The organism is Flavobacterium sp. T12S277, from assembly GCF_048514875.1.
GTDB lineage: Bacteria > Bacteroidota > Bacteroidia > Flavobacteriales > Flavobacteriaceae > Flavobacterium.
This window is the reverse complement of the sequence record NZ_JBLYEG010000015.1, coordinates 97,571-113,702: the sequence shown is the minus strand read 5'-3', so window position 1 is coordinate 113,702 and position 16,132 is coordinate 97,571. Positions and strand designations below refer to the sequence as shown.

The 16,132-nt window shown below is 40.0% G+C and carries 7 protein-coding genes; all 7 read left to right on the top strand.

Features of this window, described 5'->3' with window-relative positions; genetic code table 11:
- Window positions 1-74 precede the first annotated feature (74 nt).
- The 7 genes from ACN1CN_RS19190 (at window position 75) to ACN1CN_RS19160 (ending at window position 16,126) form a co-directional block, all read left to right on the top strand.
- The gene (locus ACN1CN_RS19190; protein ID WP_419136857.1) at window positions 75-1,715 is read left to right on the top strand and encodes a hypothetical protein; all 1,641 of its coding nucleotides are present in this window, start codon (window positions 75-77) and stop codon (window positions 1,713-1,715) included.
- A gap of 186 nt (window positions 1,716-1,901) precedes the next feature.
- Window positions 1,902-5,993, top strand: a complete 4,092-nt coding sequence (locus tag ACN1CN_RS19185) for a two-component regulator propeller domain-containing protein (RefSeq protein ID WP_419136855.1) — start codon at window positions 1,902-1,904, stop codon at window positions 5,991-5,993.
- Between the two features lie 214 nt (window positions 5,994-6,207).
- On the top strand, window positions 6,208-9,210 hold the full coding sequence (locus tag ACN1CN_RS19180) for a SusC/RagA family TonB-linked outer membrane protein (protein ID WP_419136853.1): 3,003 nt from the start codon (window positions 6,208-6,210) through the stop codon (window positions 9,208-9,210).
- A gap of 121 nt (window positions 9,211-9,331) precedes the next feature.
- Window positions 9,332-10,843, top strand: coding sequence for a RagB/SusD family nutrient uptake outer membrane protein (locus ACN1CN_RS19175; RefSeq protein ID WP_264524309.1), 1,512 nt, complete (start codon window positions 9,332-9,334; stop codon window positions 10,841-10,843).
- Window positions 10,844-11,241: 398 nt separating this feature from the next.
- Entirely contained in the window at window positions 11,242-12,423 is a 1,182-nt protein-coding gene (locus tag ACN1CN_RS19170; protein ID WP_419136851.1) for a glycoside hydrolase family 88 protein, read from the top strand.
- A 3-nt stretch (window positions 12,424-12,426) separates the two neighbouring features.
- A complete protein-coding gene (locus ACN1CN_RS19165) occupies window positions 12,427-14,844 on the top strand; it encodes a glycoside hydrolase family 2 protein (protein ID WP_419136849.1) in 2,418 nt (805 codons plus the stop codon).
- Between the two features lie 154 nt (window positions 14,845-14,998).
- Window positions 14,999-16,126: a T9SS type A sorting domain-containing protein gene (locus ACN1CN_RS19160; protein WP_419136847.1), complete on the top strand. Its 1,128-nt coding sequence runs from the start codon at window positions 14,999-15,001 to the stop codon at window positions 16,124-16,126.
- Window positions 16,127-16,132: the final 6 nt, after the last annotated feature.

Genomic DNA, 16,132 nt, shown 5'->3' with positions numbered 1-16,132 from the left:
TACATCCTACAAAACAGAAAACTTTACGCCCTCGCGACTTTGCGAGAAACTAACCTAACCAAATAACCACAACCATGAATACCCAAACCATCCTGATTTGCTGCAGTTTTTTTGTGTCTGGCTTTACATTTAGTCAACAGACTCCTAAAATACTAACCGATTTAAAAAACAATTACCTTCCTGACTTCAGTTATGCAGGATATCATTTCGGCGAAAGCCAAATTCAGGAACCAACCGGAAAAGTCATTAATGCCACCGATTATGGCGTAAAAGCAAATGATGCATTAGACGATTCAAAAGCCTTATTAAAAGCCATACAGGCAGCAAATGACGTTCAGGGTAATGTTATTTTACAATTGCCTGCCGGAAGAATTATTCTGAGTGCCGTTTTGTACCTCGAAAGAAGCAATTTTATACTTCGCGGTATGGGATCAGGTGAAAAAGGAACCGAAATTTACTGTCCGAGACCCATGATGTATTTCAAAGATCCGGAGTCTTTGGCAGAACTTCGTGAATATTTAACCACCTTTGATAAGAGACAACGCGAACCCGAAAACAACATCGACCTCCCCTTCTCTCAATATGCATGGTCCGGTGGATTTATCTGGACTCAGATTCCGAATGAACGCGTTAAATCTTATCTCGATAAATATGAACCCATTTCGATCCCTTTGGCAAAGGTAAATTCCGGGACAATGGGTCAGCACATCATCACCGTTTCGGAAGTAAAAGGAATCAAAGTCGGTGACATACTCGAGTTGCAGCTGTTCAATAAAGACGGTGAAAATGGCGAAATAATAAAAGACTTATATCAGGGAGCTCCTGTAAAATCGGGCTCTCATCACTGGAAATTCCCAAAACTGCCGATTGTCAGGCAGCAGGTTGAAATCACTAAAATAGCAGGTTCGAAAATCACCCTCAAAACACCACTTACGATCAGCATAAAACCAAGCTATCAGGCACAATTGGTGGAGTGGAAACATTTGAGCGAAGTGGGTATCGAACAGCTGCGCTTCACCTTTCCGGATATTCCGAGAGTCGCACATCATGTAGAACCCGGAAACAATGCCATATTCTTAACACGACTTTTCAACAGCTGGGTCAAAGATGTTGTTATTACGAATGCCGACAGCGGGATTCTGGCCGAAGAAATTGCTAATGTTACCATTCAGGACATTGTTACCGATGGGCCTCATTTGTCGCATTACACCGTTACTTTAGGCGGTGTGCATAATGTATTGGTCAGGAATCTTAAAATTCACAACAAAGCGGTTCATCCTTTAAGTTTCAACACTTTTGCTACAAAAAATGTCTATCAAAACTGTGAGATTTTTGCCGATGCCCTTTTAGACCAGCATTCGGGAGCCAATCATCAAAACTTATTTGATCAGATCACGGTACATATACGACCGGACAAAAATAACAGTTATTATTTGTTTGGCGGTGGAGGCGCCGATTACTGGAAACCCTCACATGCCCCGTTTAGTACATTTTGGAATCTGAATGTTCAGGTTGAAAATCCGATCGAAACGACGCAACCCATTTTATTATACGGCATGAAAGATGGCCCATTTGCCCGAATTATAGGTGTAAATGGTAACGCTAAATTTGAGGTAAAATATGAACCCGAGGCTTATATGGAGTTTCTAAATACGGCGATGGATAAAGTTCCTTCGTTATATGATTATCAATTGCAAAAGCGCTTGAAGAAATAATCTCACAAAGTCGCAGAGTCGCAGAGTCTTTTTTAAGTAACTATTACGCATACCATTTGTCATTTCGACGAAGGAGAAATCGCCTTCGTCGAAATGACATAACCATGAGAAAAGCCTTTGAACCTCTGCACCTTTGAACCTTTGCATCTTTCAACCTCTGCACCTTTGCACCTAAAAAAAACCGCTATGAAATACAAAATAGCCTTTCTACTACTCCTTTTTATTTCCGGAAACATGCTTTCCCAAAATAAATACCGCCTCAAAAACATCTCGACTACTGACGGGCTTTCGCAGAGTTCTGTTATTGTAATTCATCAGGATAAACTGGGTCAAATGTGGTTGGGTACCCGAGACGGGCTCAATAAATACGATGGCAGTAAATTCACCATTTTCAGGAATGATGTCACCAACAAACATTCGATCAGCAACAATGACATTTTATCCATTGAAGAAGACAATACAGGAAAAATCTGGGTGGGGACCTACAACGGACTCAATTGTTACGATCCTGTCAGTAATCGTTTTACGCGATATTTGCACACCAAAACCAATCATACCATAAGCAGTAATGCCATTTGGTCGATTAAAGAAATTGGTGACGAAATGTGGTTTGGAACTTCAAAAGGAATCACCCTTTACAATAAAAAAACCAAGCTGTTCACTTCCCTTTTTCACTCAGATACAGACGATACAACAGTACCCAGTAACAATATCATCACCATTTTAAAAAGTAAAAAAGGTGAAATCTGGATTGGAACCACCAAGGGGTTGTGCAAACTTATCAGCAGAAAAAAAGGAAAATATATCTTTAAAAACTATCCTTTAAATTCCGCAGATCTTCTGAATGTTGTGGCCCTTACAGAAGATGTTTCGGGTAATTTGTGGGTGGGAACAAAAAACAAAGGGCTTTTAAAATTAGATGAAAACTCCAACGTCTTTGTTTCCTTTTTACCGGATGAAAAATACAACGAAATCAATACGGACATCCGCTCTCTGGCAATCGACAAACAAGGTTCGTTATGGATTGGTGCCTACGACGGAATCTATATTTTAGGAAAAGACAAAAGCATTCAAAAAATAAACAGCACGAACAACAGCAACGGAATCGATAAGGTAAAATCGATATTTATTGACCGAAAAGGTTCCGTATGGATTGGCTGTTACTACAAAGGTGTCAACATCTGGGACATTTCAAATGTTAATTTCTCCAACTACAATCAGAATTCTAAAAAAATCCCCATGAGTTTTGATGTCGTAAGTTCGATTGTGGCCGATAAAAATCACAATGTCTATTTTGGAACAGAAGGCGGCGGTATCACCGTTTTTAACCGAAACACCGAAGCGGTAGGTTATATCAACAGTCAAAGTGGAAAAAATGTCAAAAACGATATCAAATCCATGTGTCTTTCCGCAGATGTTTTATGGATTGGAACTTTCTCGAAAGGGCTATCTGCTTACAACATTAATTCAAAAAAAATAGAAGACCATCGAATTGCGCCTGCGTTAAACACTTTGCTCAAAGAATCCGGTGTCTATTCGATCAAAGCTGAAAGCAACGGTATTCTGTGGATTGGGACTTTTGGAAAAGGCCTGATTCGGTACGACACCCTTTCTAAAACCTTTGAAGTCATCGGCAATGATACTGCCCAGCCTGAATATTTAACCAACAACATTGTGCGAACGATGCTGGTGGATGAAAAAAAAGGAATCTGGATCGGAACTCAAAACGGACTGAACTACATTCCATTACAACATTCCGCTTCAAAAAAATACAGCATCAAACATTACTTTTTTGACTCCTCTTCCCTATCCGGAGACGATATCCTAACCTTATTCCAAGACAGTCAAAAGAAAATCTGGGTGGGAACAAAAGCCAAAGGGCTGCATTATTTTGATGGAAAAAAATTCTCAAAAATCAATTTAAGAGTTGGAAACACCATCATTACTTCCATACATTCCATCCTAGAAGATGATGACAAAAACCTATGGATCAGTACCAATCAGGGCATCATAAAATACAATACCGTTCAGAAAACAGTTGTAATCTACGATCAGAAAGACGGCTTGGCGAGTAATGAATTTAATGACAACTCGGCCTTAAAACTCGATTCCAACAAATTCTATTTCGGGAGCCCGTCGGGTGTAACCTTTTTTGATGCCAAAAAAATCTCTCTGAACCGCTATGCGCCTCAGGTATTAATTACTAATTTGAAAATCAAAAACGAAACCATACATCCCAATGATACTCTTGGTATCCTCGAAAAAAGCATCACCTACACCAAAACCATAACGCTGGATTACGACAAAGCCAATTTCTCCATTGATTTTGCGATTCCCAACTACATTCGATCCAAAAACAATCAATACAGCTATCGTTTGGTGGGACTGGAAAACAACTGGACAACAACCAAAAGTTCCGAAGCTATTTTTGCCATTCAGAATCCAGGAACCTATGTTTTTGAAGTTCGTGGGGCCAACAATGATGGTGTCTGGAATAAAGTTCCAACGACTTTAACTGTTATCGTAAAACCTGCTCCCTGGCGCAGCATCTGGGCCTTTTTACTCTACGGAATTTTAATCGGACTGGGAATTTACGGTCTAATCTGGATCATGAAATCCAAAGCCGCACTAAAACAAAAACTGGAACTCGAATATCTAGAAACCAAACGCATAGAGGAAAACAACCTTGCCAAACTCGATTTCTTTACCAATATTTCGCATGAATTCAGAACGCCGCTGACCTTAATTTTGGGCCCTTTGCAGCAAATTCTGTCCAACTATAACGGTACAAATGAAATGTATAAAAAGTTACTGGTTATCGAAGGAAGTGCCAATCATCTTCTGAGCCTGATCAATCGCCTGATGGATTTTAGAAAACTCGAAAATCATCAGGTAACACTCGAATCAGCGGAAGGAAATATTGTAAAATTCACCAAAGAAATCTTTCTGTCTTTTATCGAATATGCAAAAGATGGCGGTTACCACTATACTTTCGAAGCAGCAGATGAAGAAATCCTTCTGTACTTTGACCGTTATAAACTGGAACGCGTTTTTTACAATCTCATTTCCAATGCCTTTCGATACACCCCAAAAGGTGGAAACATTCATCTTAAAATAACACACGATCACGAAAATCTTTTTATAGCCGTAGAAGATTCGGGAGTTGGCATCGCAGCCGAACATATTGATAAAATTTTTGATCTGTTTTACGAAGTTCCGATCCACAACAACGTACAGAAAAACTACAACAAAGGAACCGGAATTGGTCTTTCGATTGTAAAAAACATCGTAAAACTCCACAAAGGAAACATTGAGGTAGAGAACCAACCAACCGGAGGTGTCGTTTTTAAAATAACTCTTCCCTTAGGCCGATCTCATCTTCTGGACCATGAAATTATAGCCAACTTCCAAATCAGTGATGCGATCGAGCAGTACAGTTCGCAGCTGGAAGCTCCTGAAACAACTGAACGCGAAGACATTGCCAGTCTTGTAATGAACAATGAAAAACCAACCATTTTACTTGTCGAAGATCATAAAATTCTTCGATCGTTTATGAAAAATCTGCTTAAAGAAGAATACAATATCATTGAAGCTGAAAATGGAAAGGCCCCATTTGAAAAAGCCCAGCAGTATGTTCCGAATTTAATCATCAGTGATGTCATTATGCCCGAAATGGTAGGCACAGAACTTTGCTCAAAAATCAAAGAGAATTTAAAAACCAGTCATATTCCTGTAATCCTGCTCACTTCGAGAACTTCTCTGGTCTATAAATTTGAAGGGCTCGAAAGCGGCGCCGACGATTATATCAGTAAACCTTTTAATCTGACCGAATTTAAACTTCGCATTAAAAACCTGTTGAATTCCACCGAACGTCTGAAAAACAAATTCTCAAATGAAGACAGTTTTGTCCCTTCGGAAATTACCGTTTCTTCACTGGACGAGGAACTGCTGAAAAAAGCCTTTAAAATTGTAGAAGAAAATATTTCAAACGAGCAATTTGATATTCCGTTTTTCTGTACCGAATTAGGCGTCAGCCGGACCATGTTGTTTTTGAAAATTAAAGCCTGGACCAATTATACACCCAACGAATTTATCCACGAAATACGAATGAAACGTGCGGCCCAACTGTTAGAACAAAACAAATTAAATGTCTCCGAAGTGAGTTACAAAGTAGGTTTTAATAATCCGAAATACTTTAGCAAATGTTTCCAGAAAAAATACGGCGAAACCCCGACACAGTTTGCGGATAAGTTTTTCAGCTCGTCTGTCATTTATTAGGAAATCCATTATTTTAAAGGCATAAAAGAAGGGTATCTGTATTTTTAGATACCCTTTTTTGTATTTCTATATCCTTTGTGCCTCCTACATTTGTCCTTATGAAAGCCCAAAAAACAAAATTCATATTGCTGCAAATTGTGTTTATATTGCTGATAATCGGAATGAGTTTATTGCTTTTTTATTTTATCTAACACTAACCTAAAACCTAAAATGAATGTTTACAAACCAAAATTTAAAATCGCTTAAATGGTGTTTGCTGGTCTATTTTTTACTGGCAAATATTGTGATGAACGCACAGGAAAGAAAAGTCACCGGAAAAGTTACTTCCTCCGAAGACTTGCTTGGACTTCCGGGTGCTAATGTGTATATCAAAGGATCTTCAGTGGGTGCATCAGCAGATATGGATGGAAACTACACTGTTATCGTTTCTGAAAAAAATGCCGTATTAGTCTTCAACTTCATAGGATATCAAACTGTCGAAATTCCAGTAGGCAATAAAACCGTAGTCAATGTCAGCTTAAAACCGGATACCAAAAATCTCGATGAAGTAGTCGTTGTGGGTTATGGTACCCGTAAAAAGAGCGACATCACGGGCTCAGTATCTTCGGTGACAGCCAAAGAACTAACCGCCTATCCGTTATTAAATGCAGAGCAGGCATTACAAGGCCGTGCTGCGGGAGTTTCGGTACAATCCAATAATGGTGGCGAACCGGGTGCTCCTGTAAAAATCAGGGTTCGTGGCGGTACTTCTATCAATGCAAGCGGAGATGCGCTTATCGTGGTAGACGGTTTTGCCGGTGCATCGATGCCCGCCCCTCAGGATATTGCTTCGATAGAGATTTTAAAAGATGCTTCGGCTACTGCCATTTACGGATCAAGAGGTTCAAATGGAGTTATCATGGTGACCACCAAAAAAGGAAAACCGGGAGCTCCTGTTATCGAATTCAGTAATTCCACCTCTGTGCAGTCTGTCAACAATAAATTGCATTTGTTAAATGCCGATCAATTTGTAGCCTACCGAAAAAGCTTCACCACACATACTGCGGCAGGTTCGGATACAAACTGGCAGGACGTTATTTATCGTAACGGCTTAATTTCTAACTCCCAATTGTCATTTTCAGGCGGGTCAGATAAAATCAAATACTATGTTTCTGGAAATTATTTCAACCAAAATGGAGTTGTAATTAACTCCGGAATTGACAAATACACCATTGTAAGTAATCTGGAAGCCGATTTGAGCGACAAGTTTAAAGTGGGTCTGAATTTATTTCAAAGCAAACAAAACAAAGAAGGAATCATCAGCCAGACCAGTGCGGGAGGAACAGGAGCCGCGGGTGTAATTGCTGCTGCTTACCGTTTTATGCCCGACAAAGGAATTTATAATGCCGACGGAACTTTTACCACCACAGCACCTATTGGAGATGATATCGACAATCCGTACGCGACAGCTATGGAAAACATATTAGAGGTAATCAACATTACCAACAGAAGTAACTTCTTTGCATCGTATCAACTTACCAAAGACCTGAACTTCAAAACCACTTTAGGGTTAACCGAATCCAATTCACAAACCGGAAGATATATTCCATCCACCTTAATTGCGGGGAAAAACATCAAAGGAGAAGCTTCTGTAAACAATACCAGATTCTCTTCTTTCTTAACTGAAAATTACCTGACTTTCAAACGTGAAATCGTCGATAAAGGAATCCTTACGGTACTTGGAGGTTACTCTTATCAAAAAAACAGAAACGAAAACTCCTATGCCGCTGCGAGAGGTTTTTTAACGAACACCAACTCCTATCATAACTTAGGTGCCGGAACCGTATTCTTAAAACCCGATTCGGGATTGTCAGAAACAGAACTGATCTCAGCTTTCGGAAGGTTAAACTTTGATTATGCCGATAAATACCTGTTTACTTTTACAGCCCGTAGAGACGGTTCGTCAAGCTTTAGTAAAAATTACAAATACGGAACCTTCCCTTCAGGAGCAATTGGCTGGAATATCGGTAAGGAAAACTTTCTGAAAGACAGTAAAACGGTTTCAAACTTTAAATTGAGAGCCAGTTACGGAGCCACCGGAAACCCATCGATCGGAGCTTATTCGACACTTTCCCGATTTTCTGAAATTTATGATGTAAGCGGAGACGTGATTGTCAATGCTGTTCAGCTGACTTCTTTAGACAATCCGAACTTAAAATGGGAGACCTCCTACCAACAGGATTACGGAATTGATTTGGGTTTATTTGATAACCGAATCAGTATCACAGCCGATTATTACAAAACAATTACCAAAGATTTATTGTTCAACCGACCTTTACCGGGCGTTTCAGGAATTGCTTCTCAGCTTCAGAATGTTGGAGAATTAGAAAACAAAGGATGGGAACTGGGCATCAATACCAAAAACTTTACCGGTGCTGATTTTACATGGTCAACGAGTTTTAATATCTCTTCCAACAAAAACAAAGTACTGAAATTAGCCGACGACAAAGATCTTTTAATCAACTCTACGCCGGGTCACTTCCTTGCGACCGATTCTCAAATTTTAAGAGTCGGACAACCCGTTGGCTCTTTCTTCGGATTTGTTTACGACGGTGTGATTCAGCAGGGAGAAACAGTTCTGCCGGGGAATTTTGAAACCATAGCCGGAGGAGAAAAATTCAGAGATGTAAACGGTGACGGCAAACTGGATTCAAGCGACAAAACCATCATAGGAAACCCAAATCCTGATTTCATCTTCGGACTTAATAACGACTTCACGTATAAAAATCTTGACCTGAATATCTTCTTTCAGGGTTCTGAAGGGAATCAGATTTTAAACTATACGCTGATGGAACTGGCCTCAGGAAACAATAATGCGACAACCGAAGTTCTGGATGCCTGGACACCAACACACACCGATACCAATGTGCCTATTAATGCGGCAAGAACGAAAAGAGTTACTTCAAGATTTGTGTACGACGCAAGTTACATTCGTTTGAAAAACATCTCTTTAGGTTATAGTCTGGATGATAAAATTGTATCCAAAATGGGATTGAGTAAAGTTCGTTTCTACATCAGTGCTCAAAACTTATGGACGATTACCAATTACCCTGGTTCTGATCCGGAAGTAAATTACCTAAACGACACCAACGCCAGAAGCAACACCAACTTAGGATTGGATTATGGAAGTTATCCGAATGTGAGAACGTTTACACTGGGCTTTAATTTAAAATTTTAGTTTCAAAATGATCTTAAACACATCGAAACATAGATTTTATGCTCACAATTATAGAACATTCCAAAAAGCTATGCTTCTATGTGTTAAAATTAGTACACCAAATACCTAAAAAAATAATAGTATGAAAAAATATATAGCTTTTCTTTTCCTGGGAATATTCGCTTTTGGATGTTCCGATTTAGAAGAAAAACCGGTGGGAATCATTCGTCCGGAAAACTTCTTCAGCAATACAGACGACCTGCAGGCTGCTGTAAACGGAGCTTTTGCCAACATTGCCCACAATAATTATTGGGGAAGAGAATTTACAATCGCTTTAATGTTGCGCGATGACATGGCCGATATTGGCGACAGAACCACTCAGGCTGCCCGTATCGATGTGAACGATTTTTCGATGAACGACACCAATGCACTCGTGGCCAACTTCTGGCCGCAATCGTACATCATTATCACCGCTGCCAATCAGGCAATCGAAGGCGCTAAAAAAACACCGGGTGATCCCGCAAAAGTAAACGCCATTGTGGCTCAGGCTTATTTTGCAAGAGCTTTTGCCTACTATCATTTAGTTCGCATCTTTGGAGATATTCCCTACATCGACTTTGTGGTAAACGACGTTTCACAGGTAAATTCCCTAAGCAGAACCAAACAAGCCGATGTATATCCAAAAATTATTGCCGATTTGGAATTTGCCAAACAATGGCTGGAAGACAAACCAAAAGTAAAAGCAGTTCCCGGAAAAGGTACCGCTGCGGGTTACCTCGCCTCTGTTTATTTGACCCTTGGAAACTACCAAAAAGCCTACGATGAGTCCAAATATGTCATAACCAACGAAGCTAAGTTTGGTTTAGGACTGGATGCCGATTTTCAGGATCTGTTTAATGCCACAAAAACAGCGGCACTTAAAGAGCCTTTATTTACAGTTGATTTCAACAACTTAACTTCCGGAAATTACGGTCAGGATTATACTGCATTTTTCACCGGTTCTCTAAAAGACGAAACCTACAGCTACGGACAAGGATTTTCGGTAGCCGTTCCTTCTTTAAAAGTATTCAACGACTGGGACAAAAGAGATTACCGAAGAGCGGTAAGTTTTGACACCATCATCAGAAAAAAAGTGGGCAATAATTTGCAAATTTTTCCTTCGAGTGATAACGAAAAAGCGCCACGTCCGCATATTGCCAAATACTACCGTTTTCCCGGAAAAGCGGGTGCCAACGGAAGGACTTCACAGCACAATTACATCACGATGCGTTTTGCCGAAGTACTCCTGACAGCAGCAGAAGCCTTAAATGAAATCACTCCCGGAACCGCAGAAGCAGACGGATATGTAAACCGCGTACGCGCCAGAGCCAGAAATAAAGCCGGAAAACTGGTTTCCTTTCCTGCCAATGTAACACCGGGTTTATCTCAATCAGCTTTCAGAAAAATGGTTATCGATGAACGCAGACTAGAATTGGCTTTTGAATATGTAAGATGGTACGACATCAAAAGGCTCCAAAATGGTCCGGAAGTATTTGGTCCGACTGGTTTTGAACCACACGCTAATTTTGATCCCAACAAAGATTATTTATTTCCGTTACCGGGCACTGAATTAGCGATCAACCCGAACTTAAAACCAAACAATCCCGGTTACTAAAAACAAGATTTAACCTCATTGTAGTCATCCTGACGAAGGAAACTCGAGCGATAGCGAATTGGCGAAGCAAATCTGCGAGAGAAAAAATTAACACATAGAAACATAGATTTTATGCGCCTAACTATAGATCATTCAAAAAAATCAAGATTTTCTCGCATAGCTTTACGGCAATACTATGAAGGTACTATTAAAAGTGAAATGCCTTTTAAACGCCCCTATAAACTATGTTCCTATGTGTTAAAAATAAATACAACAGATTAAAAAATAAAAATAAAAATCTGCCAGATCTGCGAGAAAAAAATAATACAGCACTTAAAAACCTCTTAATCTGTAGCCAAAAAAATAGAATCTTGTATTAACACCAGATCTCTATATTAAAAACAAAATAAAACTTACATATGAATAGAGTTAGTTTCTTTACTTTAATCCTTGGGTTTGCATTGCTCACAACCGCATGCAAATCCGGGATTAATTCGCACCAAAAAAATACCTCAGCAGCGGACCAGCTTCTCGAAGCCCGATACAAAATGCTGTTGGATTATCCGGTTGATTCGATGGCGATGCCCAGAAGCATGACCCTCAAAACCAATCTCATTAGAAAAGTTCCTTCAAGAGATTGGACAAGCGCATTCTTTGCCGGAAATCTTTGGCAATTGTATCGCTTAACGGGAAATACAGACTATAAAAAACAAGCCGAAAAATGGACGCCTTTCAGTAAAAAAGAAAGCGTTAATAAAGGTTCCCACGATGTTGGTTTTAAAGTGTATTGCAGTTATGGAGAAGCGTTAAAAGCGGAAAACAAACAAGAATACAAAGATGTAATTGTTAAAGGTGCTGAAACTTTATGCAGCCGTTTCGACTCAAAAGTCGGAGCCATTCGTTCCTGGGATTTCAACAAAGAAATTTGGGACTATCCGGTGATCATTGACAATATGATGAACCTTGAATTGCTTTTTGAAGCCAGCAGATTATCCGGCAATAAAAAGTATCAGGACATCGCCATCCAACATGCCAATACCACTTTAAAAAATCAGTTTAGAGCAGACAACAGCTGTTACCACGTTATTGATTACAATCCGGTTTCGGGAGCCGTAAGAAAAAAAACGACCCTGCAGGGATATAACGACGATTCTGTTTGGGCACGCGGGCAAGGCTGGGCCGTTTACGGATTCACCATGTCGTATCGCTATACAAAAGATCCGGCCTACCTCAAACAGGCCGAAGCCACAGCACAATTTTTTATGACCAATAAAAACCTGCCGGAAGACGGTATTCCGTATTGGGATTTTAAAGATCCGGGCATTCCAAATTCGGCACGTGATGTTTCTGCAGCAACCATTATGGCTTCAGCTCTATATGAACTGTACGGTTATACTAAAAACGACCGTTATCTGGCTTTCGCCAACAAAATAATCGCGTCTTTACATTCCGAAAAATACCTGTTAGATGCAAAAATAAACGCCCCTTTTCTATTGGATCACAGCACCGGAAACTGGCCAAAACACGATGAAATCGACGAACCTATTATCTATGCCGACTATTATTTTCTGGAAGCATTGTTAAGACAAAAAGCCTTATAAACTATGAAAAAACTACTGTATCACTACAAGTCTTTCCCTGTTATGACTTTTCTTGTTTGTTGCATGCTCTTCCACAATTATACTTTTGCTCAAACGAAAACCAACCTCAACGAAAACTGGCTGTATTTAGAAAACAATACCTCTAGTCCTGATCAGGCTAAAAAAGCAGACCACTGGAGCAAACTTAACTTACCACACACCTGGAACGCCGAAGATGCAACCGATTTAAATCCGGGGTACCGACGTGATGCCAGCTGGTATCAAAAGAAACTGAATCTTCCTAAAATCGACCAAAATCAACGTTATTATTTATATTTTGAAGGATCGAATGTAACCACAAAAGTATATGTAAACGGTACCGAAGCCGGTGGACATATTGGTGGCTACATTGGATTTACAATCGAAATTACACCTTATATCAAAGAAGGGAACAACGAAATTCTTGTTCGTGTAGACAACAGTTATGATATCGAAATCATCCCGTCTCAAAAAAGCGATTTCTTTATTTATGGCGGTATAACACGTGATGTCTGGTTATTGTCGAAATACAAAAATCATATTGAGGATCTGAAAATTACCACTCCTGAAGTTTCTGCCAAAAAAGCGTCCTTGAATATCGTTGCTAAAACCATCTATTCTGATACCTCAAAAGAGCTCACCTTAACCGTGATTCTTAAAAATCCTAAAGGAAAAAAAGTAGCCACTAAAACCATTCCGATTACAGCCAATATCTCCACAATAACATTCGACAATATTAAGAACCCGGAGCTTTGGGATATTGATACCCCAAATCTATACTCAGTTACCGCGATTTTAACAGAGAAAAATCAAATCAGAGACAGTGTAAATGAAAAAACAGGTTTCAGATGGTTTGAATTTAAAGATCACGGACCTTTTTATCTCAATGGAAAACGACTGCTCCTTCGGGGTACGCACCGCCATGAAGAAGAAGCTGGCGTGGGAGCTGCTATGAGCAATGCACAGCATCGTGCCGATATGGAATCCATCAAAAAAATGGGAGCGAATTTTGTTCGTCTTGCCCATTACCCGCAGGACCCCGAAGTTTATAAGGCTTGTGATGAACTTGGTCTTTTGGTTTGGGACGAATTGCCGTGGTGTCGTGGCGGAATTGGCGGCAAACTCTGGCAAACGAACACTAAAAATATGCTCGCAGAAATCATCAATCAAAACTACAACCATCCGAGTATCATTATTTGGTCGTTGGGGAATGAAATGAACTGGCTGCCGGATTTTCCTGATGGAGATAATACAGACCGAACAAATGTATTCCTGAAAGAATTAAACGACATCGCCCACAAACTGGATCCCACCCGAAAAACAGCGATTCGAAAATACTATGAAGGTTCTCAAATTGTCGATGTCTTCTCCCCTTCGATCTGGTCGGGCTGGTATTCCGGGAGCTATAAAAGCTATCAAAAAGCAATCGATGTTTACAAAAAAGAATACAAACACTTCATTCATGCCGAATATGGCGGTGATAGTCATGTGGGCCGTCACAGTGAAAATCCGGTCACAGGTGAGAATATCATAAAAGCCGAAGGCTGGGAAGAGGCCATAGTGCAAACCAAAGTAGCCAATATTGCTCAAATTGGCGACTGGAGCGAAAATTATATCGTTGATTTATTTGACTGGCATCTGCATATATCCGAGAATGACCCATCGTTTGTGGGCAATATTCAGTGGGCATTCAAGGATTTTGCAACGCCTTTACGACCGGAAGACGATATTCCGTATATGAATCAAAAAGGACTGACGGACCGAAACGGAAACCCAAAAGATGCCTACTATGTTTTTAAAAGTTACTGGAGCAAGGAACCTTTTGCGTACATCGAGTCGCATACCTGGACCGAGCGTCAGGGCCCTGAAAATACCCCTCGCACAATTAGTGTATTTAGCAACTGTGAAAAAGTAACTTTATTTCATCAGCAAAAATCACTGGGTGAAAAGAAAAGAAATCTTTCGCTGTATCCTGCCAATGGCTTAACCTGGGACGTAAATTTTTTAAAAGGAGAAAACATCCTGATTGCCGTTGGAGAAACAAAAGACGGAAAAAAAGTCACAGATACTTTAAAAGTGAATTACCGTTTCAATAAAAATGATACGGCTACGGCACTGCAATTGTCCAGCGAAAAATTAAAAAACGGTAATTATCTCGTAACGGCAATTGCGATCGATCACAACAACTTACGCTGTCTGGATTACGAAGAAAGCGTTTATTTTCAATGCCTAAAAGGTGGAAAAACCATGAAAAATCAAGGAACTCCCACCGGAAGCGAGTCTATAAAAATGGCCAATGGAAAAGCTTCTATTGAAGTGGTTCCCGACGGTTCCGGGATTCCGATTGAAATGACCGCATTGAACCAGAGTTTTAAAGGAGAATATTTGAAGATCGCCAATTAGGCAAATCTCACGAAGGCGCAAAGGCGCAAAGTTTTTTATGCCACTGATTACACAGATTTAAGTGATTTTTGAAGATTAAATTTAAAATTCTGTCTAAAACAAAAAATACGCATTACATTGAAATAGAACAAAATTGCAAACTAAAAAACCAATTATGAAAAATACACTATTTTACAAAATTGCCTTAGTACTACTCAGTTTTGCGGGCCATGCACAAGTCACTTTAAATGCCGATGGTCCGGGTGGCGTTGCAACTTATGAACTCATAACAAATGCATTGGCTCCCGGTACAGCAAATGGAGCTATCGAGGCACCCGATGTTATACATTCCGGTTTTGGACCTCATATTACCGAAGTTTTTGATGCTGAACTGAATAAAAATGTTTTTGTAGTTCACTCACATGTGAGTAACACTCCTCCGGACAATGAACCCGTTGTCGGGAAAACGGACAGACAGCGTGTAGAAATTAAATCGTACAACCCCTCACCTGATAATCTAAAAGGAACAATCGGTGAAACCGTGCGATACAAATGGCGGTTTAAAATTCCTGTTGGATTTAAACCAACCACGAGCTTTACGCACATCCATCAGGTTAAAGCTGTAGATGGCGACGACGACGATCCGCTTTTTACAATAACTCTCAGAAAACTTTCAACCGGCGCAACACGTTTAGAATTGTTATATGACGAAAATGCCGCAACGGCAACCACTAAATACGCTTTACCAGCCTTATCTTTATTTGAGGGCGTGTGGGTCGAAGCTACCGAAACGATCAAAATTGGCAGCAATGGAACCTACGCTATGGTGATCAAAAAAGTCAGCGACGGAACTGTGTTGGTTGACTACAGCAATTCAAATGTGCAAACGATCCGGCCTGCTTATACGGCTGCCAACGGAACTGTTTATGCAGCCAACTCTTTTATCAGACCCAAATGGGGGATTTACCGCAGCCTCACCGATATTGCCAACATGAGAGACGAAACCCTTCTTTTCTCCGATTTCAGTATTGAGGAATTGACTACTTTATCCGCCAAAGAGCATTCAAAAGCAAAAGTTGATATCCAATTCCCCAATCCGGTAGGTGACAAACTCGAACTCTCAGAAGCTGTTTTAAATCAGTATAGCGGAATAAGGATTTATAACAATACCGGCAAACAGGTGGTTTCTTACGACACAATTCCCGAAACCATTAATGTGTCGTCTCTACCATCAGGGCTTTACCTTATAAAATTCAAAAAAGAAAATACCTTTTCAAAAGGTGTAAAAATGATTAAGAAATAAAATAGT

Excerpts from the sequence above, each read along its gene's own strand:
- ACN1CN_RS19175 (WP_264524309.1), top strand. The coding sequence starts at position 9,332 with ATGAAAAAATATATAGCTTTTCTTTTCCTGGGAATATTCGCTTTTGGA.
- ACN1CN_RS19160 (WP_419136847.1), top strand. The coding sequence starts at position 14,999 with ATGAAAAATACACTATTTTACAAAATTGCCTTAGTACTACTCAGTTTT.
- ACN1CN_RS19170 (WP_419136851.1), top strand. The coding sequence starts at position 11,242 with ATGAATAGAGTTAGTTTCTTTACTTTAATCCTTGGGTTTGCATTGCTC.
- ACN1CN_RS19165 (WP_419136849.1), top strand. The coding sequence starts at position 12,427 with ATGAAAAAACTACTGTATCACTACAAGTCTTTCCCTGTTATGACTTTT.
- ACN1CN_RS19190 (WP_419136857.1), top strand. The coding sequence starts at position 75 with ATGAATACCCAAACCATCCTGATTTGCTGCAGTTTTTTTGTGTCTGGC.
- ACN1CN_RS19180 (WP_419136853.1), top strand. The coding sequence starts at position 6,208 with ATGTTTACAAACCAAAATTTAAAATCGCTTAAATGGTGTTTGCTGGTC.
- ACN1CN_RS19185 (WP_419136855.1), top strand. The coding sequence starts at position 1,902 with ATGAAATACAAAATAGCCTTTCTACTACTCCTTTTTATTTCCGGAAAC.